This window comes from Streptococcus australis, from assembly GCF_901543175.1.
In the GTDB taxonomy this organism is placed as follows: domain Bacteria; phylum Bacillota; class Bacilli; order Lactobacillales; family Streptococcaceae; genus Streptococcus; species Streptococcus australis_A.
Map to the genome: position 1 here is coordinate 187053 of NZ_LR594040.1, position 16493 is coordinate 203545.

At 41.9% G+C, this 16493-nt stretch carries 20 protein-coding genes; 19 read left to right on the forward strand and 1 reads right to left on the reverse strand.

What is annotated here, in order from left to right; genetic code table 11:
* The first annotated feature begins 1 nt into the window (after position 1).
* From FGK98_RS01095 to FGK98_RS01115, 5 genes are all read left to right on the forward strand, one after another.
* On the forward strand, positions 2-625 hold the full coding sequence (locus FGK98_RS01095; protein WP_138099690.1) for an HAD family hydrolase: 624 nt from the start codon (positions 2-4) through the stop codon (positions 623-625).
* Between the two features lie 161 nt (positions 626-786).
* Positions 787-1878 (forward strand): LysM peptidoglycan-binding domain-containing protein, encoded by a 1092-nt coding sequence (locus FGK98_RS01100; RefSeq protein WP_138099691.1) that lies wholly within the window; start codon positions 787-789, stop codon positions 1876-1878.
* Between the two features lie 149 nt (positions 1879-2027).
* On the forward strand, positions 2028-2891 hold the full coding sequence (locus tag FGK98_RS01105) for a DUF2262 domain-containing protein (RefSeq protein WP_138099692.1): 864 nt from the start codon (positions 2028-2030) through the stop codon (positions 2889-2891).
* 158 nt (positions 2892-3049) lie between these two features.
* Positions 3050-3475, forward strand: a complete 426-nt coding sequence (locus FGK98_RS01110; RefSeq protein ID WP_000723483.1) for a MarR family winged helix-turn-helix transcriptional regulator — start codon at positions 3050-3052, stop codon at positions 3473-3475.
* Positions 3476-3485: 10 nt separating this feature from the next.
* A complete protein-coding gene (locus tag FGK98_RS01115; protein WP_138099693.1) occupies positions 3486-3848 on the forward strand; it encodes a DUF1304 domain-containing protein in 363 nt (120 codons plus the stop codon).
* 40 nt (positions 3849-3888) lie between these two features.
* Here FGK98_RS01115 and FGK98_RS01120 read toward each other — a convergent pair whose 3' ends face one another.
* Positions 3889-4746 (reverse strand): DUF975 family protein, encoded by an 858-nt coding sequence (locus FGK98_RS01120; protein WP_138099694.1) that lies wholly within the window; start codon positions 4744-4746, stop codon positions 3889-3891.
* A 115-nt stretch (positions 4747-4861) separates the two neighbouring features.
* Here FGK98_RS01120 and tgt point away from each other — a divergent pair, with 115 nt between their 5' ends.
* The 14 genes from tgt to FGK98_RS01190 all read left to right on the forward strand — a co-directional run bounded on the left by tgt (position 4862) and on the right by FGK98_RS01190 (position 16406).
* The gene (gene tgt / locus FGK98_RS01125; RefSeq protein ID WP_001285237.1) at positions 4862-6004 is read left to right on the forward strand and encodes a tRNA guanosine(34) transglycosylase Tgt; all 1143 of its coding nucleotides are present in this window, start codon (positions 4862-4864) and stop codon (positions 6002-6004) included.
* Between the two features lie 134 nt (positions 6005-6138).
* Positions 6139-7956, forward strand: coding sequence for an acyltransferase family protein (locus FGK98_RS01130; protein WP_138099695.1), 1818 nt, complete (start codon positions 6139-6141; stop codon positions 7954-7956).
* A gap of 140 nt (positions 7957-8096) precedes the next feature.
* Positions 8097-9248 (forward strand): N-acetylglucosamine-6-phosphate deacetylase, encoded by a 1152-nt coding sequence (gene nagA, locus FGK98_RS01135; RefSeq protein ID WP_138099696.1) that lies wholly within the window; start codon positions 8097-8099, stop codon positions 9246-9248.
* Between the two features lie 148 nt (positions 9249-9396).
* Positions 9397-9762 (forward strand): DUF1033 family protein, encoded by a 366-nt coding sequence (locus FGK98_RS01140; RefSeq protein ID WP_000286399.1) that lies wholly within the window; start codon positions 9397-9399, stop codon positions 9760-9762.
* 61 nt (positions 9763-9823) lie between these two features.
* Positions 9824-10765, forward strand: a complete 942-nt coding sequence (comGA, locus tag FGK98_RS01145) for a competence type IV pilus ATPase ComGA (protein ID WP_138099697.1) — start codon at positions 9824-9826, stop codon at positions 10763-10765.
* On the forward strand, positions 10713-11729 hold the full coding sequence (gene comGB, locus FGK98_RS01150) for a competence type IV pilus assembly protein ComGB (protein WP_138101016.1): 1017 nt from the start codon (positions 10713-10715) through the stop codon (positions 11727-11729). The genes comGA and comGB overlap by 53 nt, the downstream gene beginning before the upstream one ends.
* A gap of 1 nt (position 11730) precedes the next feature.
* Entirely contained in the window at positions 11731-12054 is a 324-nt protein-coding gene (comGC, locus tag FGK98_RS01155) for a competence type IV pilus major pilin ComGC (protein ID WP_038805744.1), read from the forward strand.
* Positions 12017-12451 (forward strand): competence type IV pilus minor pilin ComGD, encoded by a 435-nt coding sequence (gene comGD, locus FGK98_RS01160; RefSeq protein ID WP_038805743.1) that lies wholly within the window; start codon positions 12017-12019, stop codon positions 12449-12451. The genes comGC and comGD overlap by 38 nt, the downstream gene beginning before the upstream one ends.
* Positions 12414-12716: a competence type IV pilus minor pilin ComGE gene (comGE, locus tag FGK98_RS01165; protein WP_000413373.1), complete on the forward strand. Its 303-nt coding sequence runs from the start codon at positions 12414-12416 to the stop codon at positions 12714-12716. The genes comGD and comGE overlap by 38 nt, the downstream gene beginning before the upstream one ends.
* Complete coding sequence (gene comGF, locus FGK98_RS01170; protein WP_000531552.1) at positions 12679-13140, forward strand: competence type IV pilus minor pilin ComGF; 462 nt, start codon at positions 12679-12681, stop codon at positions 13138-13140. Before comGE ends, comGF begins: the two co-directional genes overlap by 38 nt.
* A complete protein-coding gene (gene comGG, locus FGK98_RS01175; RefSeq protein ID WP_138099698.1) occupies positions 13118-13531 on the forward strand; it encodes a competence type IV pilus minor pilin ComGG in 414 nt (137 codons plus the stop codon). The genes comGF and comGG overlap by 23 nt, the downstream gene beginning before the upstream one ends.
* Before the next feature lie 32 nt (positions 13532-13563).
* Complete coding sequence (locus FGK98_RS01180; RefSeq protein ID WP_000679771.1) at positions 13564-14154, forward strand: class I SAM-dependent methyltransferase; 591 nt, start codon at positions 13564-13566, stop codon at positions 14152-14154.
* Positions 14155-14212: 58 nt separating this feature from the next.
* A complete protein-coding gene (locus FGK98_RS01185) occupies positions 14213-15166 on the forward strand; it encodes a class I SAM-dependent methyltransferase (protein WP_001008566.1) in 954 nt (317 codons plus the stop codon).
* A 49-nt stretch (positions 15167-15215) separates the two neighbouring features.
* Positions 15216-16406 (forward strand): acetate kinase, encoded by a 1191-nt coding sequence (locus FGK98_RS01190; protein WP_084925120.1) that lies wholly within the window; start codon positions 15216-15218, stop codon positions 16404-16406.
* The last annotated feature ends 87 nt before the right edge of the window (positions 16407-16493 follow it).

Below are 16493 nucleotides of genomic sequence, written 5' to 3' on the forward strand. Positions count from 1 at the left end.
AATGCAAAAAACAGTCTTTATTTGGGATTTAGATGGAACCTTATTGGACTCTTACGAAGCGATTTTGTCAGGGATTGAGGAAACCTTTGGTCAGTTTTCTATTACTTATGACAAGGAGAAAGTGAGAGAGTTTATCCTCCAGTATTCGGTGCAGGATTTGCTGGAGCAGGTGGCAGCAGAGCGAAAACTGGATGCGGAAGTGCTCAATCAGGTGCGTGCCCAGAGTCTGGCTGAGAAGAATGCCCAGGTAGTTTTGATGCCAGGTGCGCGTGAAGTGTTGGCTTGGACAGATGAAGCAGGGATTCTGCAGTTTGTTTATACCCATAAAGGAGACAATGCCTTTACCATTCTAAGAGACTTGGGTTTGGAATGTTATTTCACAGAAATTTTAACTAATCAGAGTGGTTTTGCGCGCAAGCCCAGTCCAGAAGCGGCTATATATCTTCTAGACAAGTATCAGCTGAATCCTGAGAACACCTATTATATAGGGGACCGGACTTTGGATGTGGAATTTGCCCAGAATAGCGGAATTCAAAGCATTAACTTTTTAGAGTCGTCTTATGAAGGGAATCAGAGGATTCAAGCATTGGCAGATATTCCCTACATTTTTGAAGCTGGGGAATAAAAAATTGTGTCAGCTGCGTAACAGAAACCTAACAAACTATTTCAACTGATCTAGTTTGTTACAAGGAATAGACAGTTCTATTAAATAGGCCCGAGAGGGCTTTTTTTCTGCTTTTTTTGTGATATGATAGACAGGTATTTATTTGAAAGGAATAGGAAAGAATGAAGAAAAGAATTATTTTAGCCTCAACAGTAGCCTTGTCTTTTGCGCCAGCATTGGCAACTCAAGCGGAAGAAATTGCATGGACAGCACGTACCGTTGAGCAAATCAAAAACGATTTGACTAAAACGGACAACAAAACAAGCTATACAGTACAGTATGGTGATACTTTGAGCACCATTGCAGAAGCTTTGGGAGTAGACGTGACGGTTCTTGCTAATTTGAACAAAATCACCAATATGGACTTGATTTTCCCAGATACTGTCCTCACTACAACTGTCAATGAGGCAGAAGAAGTAACGGAAGTTGAAATCCAAACTCCTCAAGCAGATGCTAGTGAAGAAGTGACGACTGCGACAGCTGATTTGACGACCAATCAAGTGACAGTCGATGAACAAACAGTTCAAGTAGAAGACCTTTCTCAACCAATTGAGGGAGCTCCAACTGCAACAGAGACTGCAAAAACAGCAGAAGTAGCACCAAGTTCAGAAGTTTCTGAGACAGCGACAGTTGTTGAAGAGACACTATCTACAGAAACACCTGTAGCTGAAGAAACAGCTGAAACGACTCCAGCAACAGAAACGCCTGCTGATACAAGAGGAACAAGTGCAACAGAAGAAATAGCAGCATCAACAGCAACTTCTGACACTGCAACTTCGACTTATCAAGCAGAGCAAAGCCAAACTCCTTCAAGAACTTATTCAGCTCCAGCGGCTCCTGACTATGCAGGACTTGCTGTAGCTAAGTCTGAGAATGCTGGTCTTCAACCACAAACGGCAGCCTTTAAAGAAGAAATCGCCAACTTGTTTGGGATTACATCTTTTAGTGGCTACCGTCCTGGTGACAGTGGGGACCATGGTAAAGGTTTGGCCATCGACTTTATGGTTCCAGTGAGTTCAGCACTCGGAGATCAAATTGCAGAATATGCAGTCCAAAATATGGCTAGCCGTGGTATCAACTATATCATCTGGAAACAACGTTTCTACGCTCCATATGATAGTAAATATGGACCAGCCTACACGTGGAATCTAATGCCAGACCGTGGTAGCGTAACTGAAAACCACTATGACCACGTTCACGTATCTATGAATTAAGAATAATAAGAAGCTATACATTTAAAAGTGTAGCTTCTTTTTGTGTAAAATAGTATTAATAAGTGAAATAAAATCTAAAACATGTTAAAATGTAAGCGAATACAAAACTATACTAACGCTTTTAAGCATAGAGAGAAAGGATGAAGTGAATGACAAATCGATTAAAAACTCCATTTGAGAAAACAAGAGATGATTTTGAAGAGGAATTTTGTGGTGAAATTGTCGAATTCTTGATTTTTACCCTCCAAAACGTAACTGGGGCCGCTTCTTTAAAAGATGGTTGTAAAATGCCGTCCGTTCATTTTAATGCTAGTGTCAATGTTGCAACCCAGGAATTCTCTGAACGTGAGGGACGTTTGGAATGGGTATTGACTCCTGAGGAATTTGAAGAAAAGAGATGGGGCTTTAGTTTTGAACCCTACAAAATTCATCATATCAAATGTCAAAAACGCCCCTTCATGGAGTTAGAGCCATATATGTCAGAAGTAGCTAATAACTGCTACCACTTGCTGGAATACCTAGATGACCAATCCTCAGACTCTAGGTTAGAGACCTTGATTGAAACCTATCAAAAACCGGTCATCATTCAAGACGATATTGGCGAATTCACCTTAAACAGAGCCTATTCTTGGTTTGAAGGATTTATCACTTACGAGGGTGGTAAGATTCATGCTATCTTTGCTGCGAGTGCAGATGAAAGTCTCCCTCCAAGTTCTTTTGATGATCTAAAGAAATTTATGGGAACTTTCCAAGTTCAAGATACTCGGATTAAAGACTATATTGTCAAAGAACTGTGGGAAACAGCTCAAGACTGGATAGATTCAGATGAAAATGATGTGGAGTTAACAGAAGAGTATTTTACCAACTCTCTTTCCTTGAGTGAACTATCGATCAACGAAGACGGGGAATTGACCCTCTACTATGATGATAGCGAGGAAATTTTTGCAGGCCATGCCATCGAAGTTGTCATTGATAAAGAGGGAGAAATCCTTCGAGCAGATTTGGTAGGTTAGTGCTGGATTTTATCTAGAACATAGAAATAATAGCCTTTTGGGGTTGAAACCAAGAGGCTATTTTTCGTGAGTAAGCAAAATAGTTGCGTTTTTAATCTTTCTGTAATATACTTGATAAGTCAATAGTTGATAAATCAAGTTTACGCAAGGAGGTAGAAATGAAAAAAATTAACGACTTACTGTACCAGCTCCATTTAACAGATCAGATGATCACTCAACTTTTTGAGAAACAATTGGGAATTAGTTTGACCCGCTATCAAATCTTGCAGTTTTTACTGCAGCAGTCACCCTGCAACCAGATTGCCGTTCAGGAGAAGTTGCAAATCGACCAGGCGGCCTTGACCCGTCATTTTAAGATACTAGAGTCAGAGGGCTATGTCAGTCGCAAGCGTAATCCGGCCAATCAACGAGAAGTCTTAGTTGAATTAACCCAAGAAGCCAAGAATCAACTCTTAGTCAGTCCGCCTAAACATCATTTGCGAGTGAAGGAACAGATGGAGAGCATCTTATCGACAACCGAGCAGAAAGAGCTAACAACTTTACTGACGAAACTAGTGTCAGGTCTAGAAAAAATAGAATTTTAAGGAGAAAACGATGTCAATCATTACTACTATTTTAGCAACCCTTGTTGCCCTCGAACATTTTTATATCTTTTATTTGGAGAGTATGGCAACCCAATCAGATGCAACCAGCCGAGTCTTTAATATGGACAAGGAAGAGTTGACTCGACCCTCTGTCACCTCACTATTTAAAAATCAAGGGATTTATAATGCTTTGCTGGGTGTCTTTCTCTTGTATGGGATTTATTTTTCGCAAAGTTTGGAAATTGTGAGCATCTTTGTTTTATTTGTGCTTGGTGCAGCGACCTACGGTTCTCTGACAGCAGACAAGAAGATTATTCTGAAGCAAGGTGGACCCGCTATTTTGACTCTGCTGAGTATTTTACTTTTGAAATAAGAAAACCAGCGTCTTTCAGGACGCTGGTTTTTGTATGCTCTTATCCATTTCGACGTTTACGGGCTAGTAGGGCTCTGTAAAAGAAGATGTGATTGTTTTGGATATAGGGAAGGAGTGAAAAGCTAGCAATTCCAAAGGTGATCCAGTTGAGGAAGTACCAAGGGAGTAGTTGTAAGTCGAGGACAAAACGCTGGAATTTATAACCCTTCATCAAGAAACGGCTGGTTTTAAGGATTTGGCTTGGTTTAGCCTGTCCTAAATCCAGAGTGTCGCAGAGGAGGAATTCTACCTGCGAGTAGGCATAATGTTGCGGTACGTAGAGGAGATTGCCTACAATCATCAAGATGAGACTCGCGAAAAAGTAGAGTCCAAAGGTCATAAGGAACTGCTCCGTTTCAACTGATGAGAGGTTTAGTTTTGGAAATTCAGGATGTAAGGCGACAAATCTCCGAGCCAAGAGATTGCTATAAAAGAGAAAATAAACGCCTACTAAGTTTGGAATACTCCATAAAAAAAGATAGAAACGTTTGAGGAGCAGGGTTAGAAAGGTTTGTGAGAAGCGCTCTTCAGCAAAGAGGGTCAGGCTTGATTTTACTGAGAGTTCCGTATCAGGATCCTTGAAGAGTCGGAGTGTCGCAAAAGCAGCACCTGCTAGAAAAATCGTGCTCACAAAAGAAACCACTAGTGGGAAGAGATAGGTTTGGAGCACTTGCGCCAGCATGCTGAAAAAGGATTGCTCTAAAACACTTTCTTGGAGACGAGCCAAGGGGTTGAGAAAGCCTGATAAGATGACCAGCATACTAGGAAGGAGATAGACAAGAAAGAGGCGGGGATTTTCAGCCTGAAATTGCCTAGTCTGCAGACGGATGTTTTTTAAATCAATTTTTGGGTATTTCATTCTCTCATTATACCATAGTTCGTGACAGTTCCAGCTTTTTTTGATAAAATCATACAGTATGCCTTTGGGCACAAAGTATGAACTGGGACTGTTTTTCCCAGCTTCGGAGGAAAAAATGTCAGATTCACCAATCAAATACCGTTTGATTAAGAAAGAAAAACACACAGGAGCTCGTTTGGGAGAAATCATCACTCCCCATGGTACCTTCCCAACGCCTATGTTTATGCCAGTTGGGACCCAAGCTACTGTCAAGACACAGTCACCAGAGGAGTTGAAGGAGATGGGTTCAGGGATTATCCTGTCTAATACTTATCATCTGTGGCTCCGTCCAGGAGACGAACTCATCGCACGCGCAGGAGGGCTCCACAAGTTCATGAACTGGGACCAGCCAATCTTGACGGATAGTGGTGGTTTTCAGGTTTATTCCCTAGCAGATAGCAGAAATATCACAGAAGAAGGAGTAACCTTTAAAAACCATCTCAATGGTTCCAAGATGTTCCTATCACCAGAAAAGGCCATTTCTATTCAGAATAATCTAGGTTCAGACATCATGATGTCCTTTGACGAATGTCCTCAGTTTTACCAACCTTACGACTACGTTAAGAAATCAATTGAACGTACTAGCCGTTGGGCTGAGCGTGGTTTGAAGGCTCACCGTCGTCCACATGACCAAGGCTTGTTTGGGATTGTGCAGGGGGCAGGATTTGAAGACCTTCGTCGTCAGTCAGCTCATGATCTTGTTAGCATGGACTTTCCAGGGTACTCTATCGGTGGACTAGCCGTTGGAGAAACCCATGAAGAGATGAATGCAGTCTTGGACTTCACAACTCAACTCCTTCCTGAAAACAAACCTCGCTATTTGATGGGAGTGGGAGCCCCAGATAGCTTGATTGATGGGGTCATTCGTGGGGTGGATATGTTTGACTGTGTCTTGCCAACTCGTATCGCTCGTAACGGGACTTGTATGACCAGCCAAGGTCGTTTGGTTGTCAAGAATGCCCAGTTCGCTGAGGACTTTACGCCACTGGATCCTGAGTGTGATTGCTACACATGTAAGAACTATACACGCGCCTACCTTCGCCACTTGCTCAAGGCTGACGAAACCTTCGGTATCCGCTTGACTAGCTACCACAATCTCTACTTCTTGCTCAATCTGATGAAGCAGGTCCGTCAAGCCATCATGGATGACAATCTCTTGGAATTTCGTGAGTATTTTGTGGAAAAATATGGCTACAACAAGTCAGGACGTAATTTCTAAAACGGAATTGATATAAGCTAAAAATCCTACGTTTTCTCGTAGGATTTTTCTTCTTTTTTTGATAGAATAGGGAGTATAATGGAATGGAAATTAGGTGGTGTTTTACTTCCTAATTTAATGGAGAATAGACTCGTATGCGTATTAAATGGTTTTCCTTGATTAGGATTACAGGTTTACTTTTGGTGCTTTTGTACCACTTCTTTCAAACGATCTTTCCTGGAGGATTCTTTGGGGTAGATGTCTTTTTTACTTTTTCAGGATTTTTGATCACTTCCCTCCTTTTAGAAGAATTTGGGAAGGCACGTCAGATTGATTTGCTGGGCTTTTTTAAGAGACGGTTTTATCGTATCGTGCCACCTGTGGTGCTGATGGTTTTAGTGACCATGCCTTTTACTTTCTTGGTTCGTCAAGACTATGTTGCTGGAATTGGTGGTCAGATTGCTGGAGTTCTCGGTTTTATGACCAACTTCTATGAAATGTTAACAGGGGGAAGTTACGAATCTCAGTTCATTCCCCACCTCTTTGTTCATAATTGGAGTTTGGCTGTTGAGGTTCACTACTACATCCTTTGGGGATTGGCTGTCTGGTTCTTATCTAAACGATCAAAATCTAGTAGTCAGTTGAGAGGGATGGTCTTTCTCCTTTCTGCTGGAGCTTTTATCATTAGCTTTTTCTCCATGTTTATTGGTAGTCTAATGGCTAGTTCCTATTCATCTGTCTACTTTTCAAGTTTGACTCATGTCTATCCCTTCTTTTTAGGAAGCATTTTGGCGACAGTTGTGGGTGTTCGTCAGACGAGCGATTTAGTAAAGCAATTTGATCGGACGTGGAATCTTCGTCAGAATCTATTGGTGTTTACTGCGGGGCTTTTGGTGCTAGTGCTCTTGACTTTCTTTGTCAAGTTCACCTACCTGTTTGCGTACTTATTTGGCTTCTTGCTAGCAAGTTTAGCGGCAGTGACCATGATTTTTGCTGCGCGTGTCTTGCATGAGAAAACGCCTGAGATACAAGAACCTCGGATAATTACATTTTTAGCGGATACTAGCTACGCGGTTTATCTCTTCCACTGGCCTTTTTATATTATCTTTTCTCAGTTGATGAGTAATCTGCCTGCTGTTATTCTGACAATCATCTTTTCTTATTTCTTTGCTATCCTATCCTTCTATATTATTGAGCCATTGATTGCCGGTAAGACCAATCCTTTAATACGGAAGATTAGTCGACTACCTCATATTAAACCGATTAGTGCTAGTGGTGTTTCCATTCTTACTTTGATTACCTTGGTTATCATAACTGTGGCTCCCCAAGTTGGAGCTTTTGAGACAGACTTGATGGTCAATGGTTTCAAGCAAGCACAGACCAATATAGGACAAACAAAAACTCTTGCTGAGCAAGCAGAGGCTAGCCGACTTGGAATTTCTGAGGGAACGAGTCTGATTGGAGATTCGGTAGCCTTGCGTGCTAATACAGCCTTACAAGAGGCCCTTCCTGAAGCAAATATCAACGCTCAGGTTAGTCGGACGACCAAGCAAGCCAATGACATCATGCTCAATAACAGCCAGAACAAGGTACTTCTAAAAACAGTTGTCATTGCAACGGGTGTAAACGGACCAGAGAATTACAAAGATGACTTAGATACGATAGTTAAAAACCTCCCCAAAGGCCACCATCTGATTCTTGTAACTCCTTATGAAGGTGACAAGAGCAAGGAGACTTACAAATCAGTTGAGCAGTATGCGGCTTATGCACGGGAATTAGCTGAAAAGAATCCTTACGTGAGCATCGCCGACTGGAATAAGGTTGCTAAGGAGCACCCTGAAATCTGGGCTGGAACCGACCAAGTCCACTTTGGAAATGATAGCAACATGATTGAAGAAGGTGCTAAGTTATACGCAGAAACAATTGCAGCTGCTGTTAAGGCCGCTCAAGAACAGCCTGTGAAATCAAAATAAAATCAAAGAGTTGGAGATATCCAGCTCTTTTAAAATATCTCCAGAAAAGAGGTCTATACCATTTACAAATGAAAAAGAAAGGTTTATAATGTAATTGACATAATAAATTCTAGAAACAATCTATCAAGGAGGTTATCATTATGCCTAATTATATTAAAGCGGATCAGTTTTTCTACCCACACGGAGTTCGTCGTGGCGGCTACTTGGAACTTGTGGATGGTAAGTTTGGAAAGCATGTAGAAGAGATTCCTGAAGGCGCTGACGTCATTGACTATACAGGATACAGCATTGCGCCAGGGCTTGTGGATACGCACATTCATGGATTTGGCGGTGTGGATGTCATGGATAATAATATCGAAGGCACCCTTCATACTATGAGTGAAGGGCTCCTCAGCATGGGAGTAACGAGTTTCTTGCCAACAACTTTGACCTCATCTTATGAGCAATTGCTTGCGGTAACAGAAAATATCGGTGCTCGTTATCAGGAAGCAAGTGGAGCTAAGATTCGGGGAATCTATTTTGAAGGGCCTTATTTCACAGAGAAATACAAGGGAGCTCAAAACCCTGCCTACATGAAAGATCCTCGTATGGATGAGTTTCGTGCTTGGCAAAAAGCAGCAAATGGCTTGCTTAATAAAATTGCCCTTGCGCCAGAGCGTGAAGGTGTAGAAGACTTTGTTCGTACGATTACGGGTGAAGGAGTGACGGTGGCTCTTGGGCACTCAAATGCGACTTTTGATGAAGCTAAAAAAGCAGTCGACGCTGGAGCAAGTGTTTGGGTGCATGCCTACAATGGCATGCGTGGGTTGACTCACCGTGAGCTCGGTATGGTTGGTGCCATGTATGAGTTGCCACATACTTACGCAGAATTGATTTGTGATGGCCACCACGTGGATCCAAAGGCCTGTGATATTTTGCTCAAACAAAAAGGAACAGAAAATATTGCTCTCATCACAGACTGTATGACAGCTGGTGGCTTGGAAGACGGCGACTACATGTTGGGAGAATTCCCAGTTGTCGTTGCAAATGGAACTGCTCGCCTCAAATCTACTGGAAACTTGGCAGGTTCTATCCTCAAACTCAAAGATGGTTTGAAGAATGTGGTCGAATGGGGAATTGCGAATCCACATGAAGCGGTCATGATGGCGAGCCTCAACCCAGCTAAATCTGTTCACATCGATGATGTCTGTGGTCAAATCCGTGAAGGTTACGACGCTGACTTTATCGTACTAGATAAAGATTTGGAATTGGTAGCAACCTACCTAGATGGTGTGAAACGTTATCAAGCATAATAAAAAGCAGAGGCTGTGATGACTCAGCCTTTGCTTTTCTATTCATAGATATCTTCAGAAAGCTAGAGGATTGTTCTATAATGAAGCAAAATCCTTTCATTGTTCTAGAAAATTCGTTATAATATACGGTACAAAGGAAGTAGTGAAAATGTATCGTGTTATAGAAATGTATGGGGATTTTGAACCGTGGTGGTTCATAGAAGGTTGGGAAGAAGATGTCATCATGAGTCAATCTTTTGACAAGTATTATGATGCTCTAAAATATTATAAATCATGCTGGTTTGAGCTGGAAAAGAAGAATCCTCTTTATAAGAGTCGGAGCGATTTGATGACTATTTTTTGGGATCCTGCTGACCAACGCTGGTGTGATGAGTGCGATGAGTATTTGCAGCAGTACCATTCTTTGGCACTTTTACAGGATGAGCAAGTCATCCCCGATGAAAAGCTACGTCCAGGTTATGAAAAACAAACAGGTCAAGAAAAACACCGTTCTTGCCGTATGAAATGGAGATAAAAAGTAACTTTTTAAGTTGCTTTTTTTATTTTTTTGCGAATAGTTAGATAAGGAGGGCGGTATGGTACAAGAAATTGCACAGAAAATTATTGCTACTGCTAAGAAAAAAGGAGCTCAGGATATCTATTTCATTCCCAAGGAAGCTACTTATGAACTTCATATGCGAATTGGTGATGAGAGGTGTTTAGTTGACTCCTATGAGTTTAATGTTTTAGCTGCTGTGATTAGTCATTTCAAGTTTGTGGCTGGGATGAATGTAGGAGAAAAGCGTCGCAGTCAGCTGGGTTCTTGTGATTATCAGTATGACGAAAAGGTTTCTTCACTGCGTTTGTCCACCGTGGGAGATTATCGGGGACATGAGAGTTTGGTCATTCGTTTGTTACACGATGAGGAGCAGGATCTGCATTTCTGGTTTCAGGATATTGGAGAACTGGGCAAGCAGTACAGGCAAAGAGGACTCTATCTATTTGCAGGTCCAGTCGGAAGTGGCAAGACGACGCTGATGCACGAATTGGCCAAATCCCTTTTTAAGGGACAGCAGGTTATGTCCATCGAAGACCCTGTCGAGATCAAGCAAGAAGAGATGTTGCAATTGCAGTTGAATGAGGCGATTGGCTTGAGCTATGAAAATCTGATCAAACTGTCTCTCCGGCATCGTCCTGATCTCTTGATTATCGGTGAAATTCGGGATAGCGAGACAGCGCGAGCAGTAGTTAGAGCCAGTTTGACAGGGGCGACGGTCTTTTCAACCATTCATGCCAAGAGTATCCGAGGTGTTTATGAACGCCTTCTGGAGTTGGGTGTGACGGAGGAGGAACTAGCAGTTGTCCTGCAAGGAGTCTGCTACCAGAGATTAATCGGGGGAGGAGGAATCGTTGACTTTGCAAACAAAGACTATCAAGAACACCAGCCAACTAGCTGGAATGAGCAGATTGACCAGCTTCTTAAAGATGGACATATCACAAGTCTTCAGGCTGAAACGGAAAAAATTAGCTACAGCTAAGCAAAAGAAAATCATCACCCTGTTTAACAATCTCTTCTCCAGTGGCTTTCATTTGGTGGAAATTATTTCTTTCTTGGGCAGAAGTGCTCTGCTGGAAAAGAACTATGTGGCCCAGATGCACCAAGGCTTGTCTCAGGGAAAATCCTTCTCGGAAATGATGGACAGTTTGGGCTTTTCAAGTGCCATTGTGACCCAGCTATCCCTAGCTGAGGTGCACGGGAATCTCCATCTTAGTTTGGGAAAGATAGAAGAGTATCTAGACAATCTGGCTAAGGTCAAGAAAAAATTAATCGAAGTGGCGACTTATCCCCTGATTTTGCTGGGATTTCTCCTGCTAATCATGCTGGGGTTGAGGAATTATTTGCTGCCTCAACTGGACAGTAGCAATATTGCTACCCAAATCATCGGCAATCTGCCACAAATTTTTCTAGGCATGGTAGGGTTTGTTTCCATACTTGCCCTTTTAGCCCTTACTTTCTACAAAAGAAGTTCCAAAATGCGCGTCTTTTCGATGATGGCACGGTTTCCCTTTCTGGGAATCTTTGTCCAGACCTATCTGACGGCCTATTACGCGCGTGAATGGGGCAATATGATTTCACAGGGAATGGAGCTGACGCAGATTTTTCAAATCATGAAGGAACAAGGTTCCCAACTCTTTAAAGAAATCGGTCAAGATCTGGCTCAAGCCCTACAAAATGGCCGTGAATTTTCTCAAACCATAGCGACCTATCCCTTCTTTAAAAAGGAGTTGAGTCTCATCATTGAGTATGGGGAAGTCAAATCCAAGCTGGGGAGTGAGTTGGAAATCTATGCTGAAAAAACTTGGGAAGCCTTTTTTACCCGAGTCAACCGCACCATGAATCTGGTGCAGCCACTGGTTTTTATCTTTGTGGCCCTAATTATCGTTTTACTTTATGCGGCAATGCTCATGCCCATGTATCAAAATATGGAGGTAAATTTTTAAAATGAAAAAACTCATGACAAATTTAAAAAAAGCCAAGGTTCAAGCTTTTACTTTGGTAGAGATGTTAGTGGTCCTGTTAATCATCAGTGTTCTTCTCTTGCTCTTTGTGCCCAACTTGACCAAGCAAAAGGATGCCGTAGATGACAAAGGAAAAGCTGCTGTTGTCAAGGTCGTGGAAAGTCAGGCAGAACTCTATCGTTTGGATAAAAATGATGATGTCAGCCTCAGCAAATTACAAGCAGACGGGCGTATCACTGCTGAGCAAGCTAAAGCCTATAAAGAATACCATGATAAACAAAAAACAAGTCAAACTGTTGCAGATTAAGGCCTTTACCATGTTTGAAAGTCTATTGGTTTTGGGACTTGTGAGTATCATTGCTTTGGCTTTATCAGGTTCAGTCCAGTCCAGTTTTGCAGCGGTAGAGGAGCAGATTTTCTTTATGGAGTTTGAAGAACTCTATCGGGAGACCCAAAAACGTAGCGTAGCTAGTCAGCAAAAGACAAGTTTAAGCTTAGACGGACAGACCATTAGCAATGGCAGTCAAAAATTGATCGTTCCCAAAGGGATTCAAGCACCATCAGGACAGACGATTCACTTTGACCGGGCTGGGGGCAATTCGTCCCTGGCTAAGGTTGAATTTCAAACCATCAAAGGAGCGATTCGCTATCAATTATATCTAGGAAATGGAAAAATTAAACGCATTAAGGAAACAAAAAATTAAGGCAGTGATTTTACTAGAAGCAGTAGTCGCTCTGGCTATCTTTGCCAGCATTGCGACTCTCCTTTTGGGGCAAATCCAACAAAATCGACGGTTAGAGGCGGAAATCTTGCAAAAAGAGGAAGTTCTACGAGTAGCCAAGATGGCCTTGCAGACGGGGCAAAATCAAGTGAAAGTCAATGGAGTGGAGATTCAGGTCTTTGCTAGCGAAAAAGGATTGGAGGTCTACCATGGGTCAGAGAAAATGTTGGATCTTAAAGAGCAGTAAGGTAAGAGCTTTTACTCTTTTAGAATCTCTGCTTGCCCTTATCGTCATTAGCGGTGGTTTGCTTCTCTTTCAAGCCATGAGTCAGCTCCTTATTTCAGAAGTGCGCTACCAGCAACAAAGCGAGCAAAAGGAGTGGCTCTTATTTGTGGACCAGCTAGAGGCTGAGTTAGAGCGTTCGCAGTTTAAAAAGGTGGAGGACAATCACCTCTATCTGAAACAAGACGGCAAGGATATCGCTATGGGTAAGTCCAAATCAGATGATTTTCGGAAAACCGATAGCAGTGGTCGAGGTTACCAGCCAATGGTTTATGGCCTCAAATCAGCTCAGATCACAGAGGAAAATCAACTGATTCGTTTTCGTTTCCAATTTCAAAAAGGCTTAGAAAGGGAGTTCATCTATCGTGTGGAAAAAGCAAAAAGTTAAGGCAGGTGTTCTTTTATATGCAGTCACCATGGCAGCCATTTTTAGCCTTTTGCTACAGTTTTATTTGAATCGTCAAGTTGCCCATCACAAAGGCTTTACCCTAAACAAAGAAAAGTTGGTCGCTTTTGCCATGGCCAAACGAAGCAAAGATAAGGCTGAGCAAGAAAGTGGGGAACGAGTCTTTAACCTAGGAAAAGTCACTTATCAAAATACCAAAACAGGTTTTGCAACAAGTGTTCGAATGAATAGGAGCAACTATGAATTTCTCTTTCCTTCGATGAAACCCAAGGAAAAGAAAACGGACCCTAAGGAACAATTATCTACCAACTCAAGTCAACAAACCAATCAGAAAGAAACAGACCATAAGGCAGATAAGAAAGGCAATTCCTAGGCAATTCAACTTCTTTGTGTTAAACTAAAAGCATGAAACACGATTTTAATCACAAAGCAGAAACCTTTGATTCGCCCAAAAACATCTTTCTTGCAAACTTGGTTTGTCAAGCAGTTGAAAAACAGATTGCTCTTCTATCAGACAAGGAAATACTGGATTTCGGTGGTGGGACAGGCCTATTAGCCTTGCCTCTAGCCAAGCAGGCCAGGTCGGTTACCCTTGTGGACATTTCGGAGAAAATGCTGGAGCAAGCCCGTTTGAAAGCAAATCAGCAAGACATCAAGAATATCCAGTTTTTGGAGCAAGATTTACTGGCAAATCCCTTGGAGCAACAATTTGACCTGATTATTGTCAGTCGGGTTCTTCATCATATGCCTGATCTAGATGCGACTCTTGCCATGTTTCACCATCATCTTAGGGAGAATGGACAGGTCCTCATTGCTGATTTTGTCAAGACAGATACCAACCACCATGGTTTTGATTTAGCTGAGTTGGAAAAACAGCTAATTGAGCATGGTTTTTCATCTGTGCATAGTCAGATTCTCTATAGCGCTGAAGACCTATTTCAAGGAAATTACGCAGAGCTCTTTTTGACTGTAGCCCAAAAATCACTCGCTCACTAAAGCAGTGGTTTTTTCTCTTCAGATGGAAAAAATAGGGGAATTTTGATAAGATAGGAATATGAATTTTGAAAAAATAGAACAAGCTTATACGTATTTATTAGAGAATGTCCAAGTCATCCAGAGTGATCTGGTGACCAACTTTTATGATGCCTTGGTAGAGCAAAATAGTATCTACCTGGATGGTGAGACCAAGCTAGAGCAGGTAAAGGAGAACAATCAAGCTCTTAAACGCTTAGCGCTTCGCAAGGAAGAGTGGCTCAAGACCTATCAGTTTCTCTTGATGAAGGCAGGACAAACTGAGCCTTTACAGGCCAATCACCAGTTTACGCCGGATGCCATTGCCCTCCTCTTGGTACTTGTTGTGGAAGAGTTGTTTGAACAAGAGGAAATTAGCATCCTCGAAATGGGTTCTGGAATGGGAATTCTGGGTGCTACTTTCTTGATATCTCTTGCTAAAAAAGTAGATTACTTGGGAATTGAAGTGGATGACTTGCTGATTGATTTGGCGGCTAGTATGGCAGATGTGATTGGTTTGCAGGCTGGTTTTGTTCAGGGTGATGCCGTTCGTCCGCAAATGCTTAAAGAAAGCGATGTGGTCATTAGCGACTTGCCTGTCGGCTATTACCCAGACGATGCCATCGCTTCACGCTATCAAGTGGCTTCTAGCCAAGAACATACCTATGCCCATCATTTGCTGATGGAGCAAGGTCTCAAGTATCTCAAGTCAGATGGCTATGCTATTTTTTTAGCTCCGAGCGACTTGTTGACCAGTCCTCAAAGTGATTTGTTAAAAGGTTGGCTCAAAGACGAAGTGAGTCTGGCTGCTATCATCGCTCTGCCAGAGGATATTTTCTCAACTGCAAGCCAAGCTAAAAGTATTTTTGTCTTACAGAAGAAAAGAGACAAGGAAATAGAACCCTTTGTCTATCCTTTGACCAGTCTGCAAGATCCAGCTGCATTAATGAAATTCAAAGAAAATTTTCAAAAATGGAGCAAAGGTACTGAAATGTAAGGTAAATTTTGTTATAATAGTTGAAAACGCTTAAAAGAGGTATCATGTTATGACTAAAACAATTGCAATCAATGCAGGAAGCTCGAGTTTGAAATGGCAACTTTACCAAATGCCAGAAGAAATAGTATTAGCGAAAGGCTTGATTGAACGTATTGGCTTGAAGGACTCTATCTCAACTGTAAAATTCGACGGCCGTTCTGAACAACAAATTCTTGATATTGAAGATCACACACAAGCTGTTAAAATTTTATTAGATGATCTGATTCGTTTTGACATCATCAAAGGTTATGATGAAATAACTGGTGTTGGGCACCGTGTTGTGGCTGGTGGTGAATATTTCAAAGAGTCAACCTTGGTAGAGGGAGATGTTTTGGAAAAGGTTGAAGAGTTGGGACTTTTAGCTCCTCTTCACAATCCAGCCAACGCAGCAGGAATTCGCGCATTTAAGGAATTGCTTCCAGATATTACCAGCGTTGTTGTTTTTGATACATCATTCCATACAACAATGCCAGAGAAAGCTTATCGTTACCCTCTTCCAAACAAATACTATACTGAAAATAAAGTTCGTAAGTATGGAGCCCACGGGACAAGTCATCAGTTTGTAGCAGGAGAAGCAGCGAAAATTTTAGGTCGCCCCCTAGAAGAGTTGAAATTGATTACCTGCCATATTGGTAATGGTGCTTCTATTACAGCTGTCAAAGGCGGTCAGTCTGTTGATACATCCATGGGCTTCACTCCACTTGGTGGTATTATGATGGGGACTCGTACAGGTGATATTGATCCGGCAATTATCCCCTATTTAATGCAACATACAGATGACTTTAATACACCAGAGGATATCAGTCGAATTCTCAATCGTGAGTCAGGACTTTTGGGTGTTTCTGAGAGATCAAGCGATATGCGTGATATTCACGAAGCTATGCGTGCGGGTGATGAGAAAGCGCAGCTGGCAAATGAGATTTTTGTGGATCGTATCCAAAAGTATATTGGTCAGTATTTGGCAGTTTTGAACGGTGCAGATGCCATTATCTTTACAGCTGGAATTGGAGAAAATTCTGTAACGATTCGTCAGATGGTTATTGAAGGCATTTCTTGGTTTGGCTGTGATGTGGATCCTGAAAAGAATGTCTTTGGAGCGACAGGTGATATCTCAACAGAAGCTGCTAAAGTTCGTGTCTTGGTTATCCCAACTGATGAAGAATTGGTTATCGCTCGTGATGTTGAACGCTTGAAAAAGTAAGATGAACTGAATAAAATTACAAGATAAGATACAATAAAAAGGAGTTGGGAGATAAATTTTCCCAACTTTTTGTTGTTAAAACAGTCT